We start from the raw sequence: 1,333 nt of genomic DNA on the forward strand, positions 1-1,333 counted from the left end.
TCGGGGTCGTCCAGCTCGGTGCCGTCGTCCACCGCGAACAACAGGCGTGGCTCGCCCTGCCGGTAGGCCGTGCCGACCGGCGGACTGGCGGCGTGGATCGCGAGCAGGGCGACCAGGTAGGGCAGGTCGGGGTCCCGGCGCCGGGCGTCGGCGAGCAGACCGGACAGGCGGCGGGGCGCGTCGGGCGGCAGGTCGAGCAGCTCGGTGGCGGCGCCCAGCTGCTCCTCGCTGAACCGGCTGTCGTCCGGAGTGGCGATCAGGTCGGGCTCGGGCATCTCGGCGCCCAGGTGCTCCCGCTCGGCCGGCGGGGTGAGCAGCAGGTCGACCAGGTCGCCGAGCCGGACCGAGCCGGGGGTGCGCAGGCCGGTGCCGTGCGCGAAGAAGGCGTCCGTCACCCGGATCGACTGTTCGACCGGCAGCGGCAGGACGGGCGCGAGGAGCTGACCGTAGAGGTCGGTGCCGGCGGTGCGGGCGGGGGCGGCGAAGGCCTGGCGGTCCTGCTCGGCGCGGAACAGCGGGCCGGCCTCCAGCAGCCGGGACTGGAGCTGGGTGTGACGGCGGATGCAGTCCTTGACGATGTCCACCAGCTCGGCGGCCCGGCGCTTCTGCGAGGGGTCCTCGGACTCGTCGCGAGCCTTGCGGATGTTGGTGAGGATCGCGTTCTCGTGCCGGTAGCGGTCGGCGACGTGGTCCAGCGCCTCGGCGATCATGTCGGGCACGGTGTTCAGCCAGTCCACGGCGCGGACGTTGCGCCGGGTGGCCTCCAGCGCACGGCGCAGCGTCTCGGAGTACTGGACGGTGCGGTAGCGGGCCTGCTCGGCGGCGAGCTGGGCGTCGGCGAGGCGACCGCGGTTGATCAGCACCTCGAGCTTGACCTCGGCGGCGATCTGCGCGCTGGTGACGTCGGTGTCGAGGGCGCCGACCAGGACGTTCACCGCCTCGTCGGTGGTGCGCAGGTAGACGCCACCACCGGGGCCGGGCACCTCCTCGATCAGCTTGAAGTCGTAGTCGCGGCGCACGTAGACGCCGTCGGCGGTGAAGGTGCCGTAGACGGCCCGGAAGCCGCGGTCCACGCTGCCGACGTTGATCAGGCTCTCCAGCACCCAGCGGGCCACCCGCTCGTGCTCGGCGGTGGGACGGCGGGGGGCCTGGGCCGCGACGCGGGGGGTGAGGCGGGCGACGATCTGCTCGTGGTCGGCGCCGGTGTCGAAGTCCATGGTGAGGGTGACCAGGTCGATGGCGGCGAGCGCCACCTCGGCCATGCCGTAGACCGTGAACTCTCCCGAGAGGTTGACCTTGCGCGCGTCCAGGTCGTGCAGCGGGGCGGTGCAGG

The 1,333-nt window shown here is 73.4% G+C and carries 1 protein-coding gene; it reads right to left on the reverse strand.

Annotated elements, in window-relative coordinates; translation table 11 throughout:
• Window positions 1-1,333 (reverse strand): hypothetical protein (locus tag HW445_RS31180; protein WP_180224136.1); only part of this gene is annotated, 1,333 nt, incomplete at both ends.

This window comes from Streptomyces sp. UH6, assembly GCF_013421635.1.
GTDB lineage: Bacteria > Actinomycetota > Actinomycetes > Streptomycetales > Streptomycetaceae > Streptomyces > Streptomyces abyssomicinicus.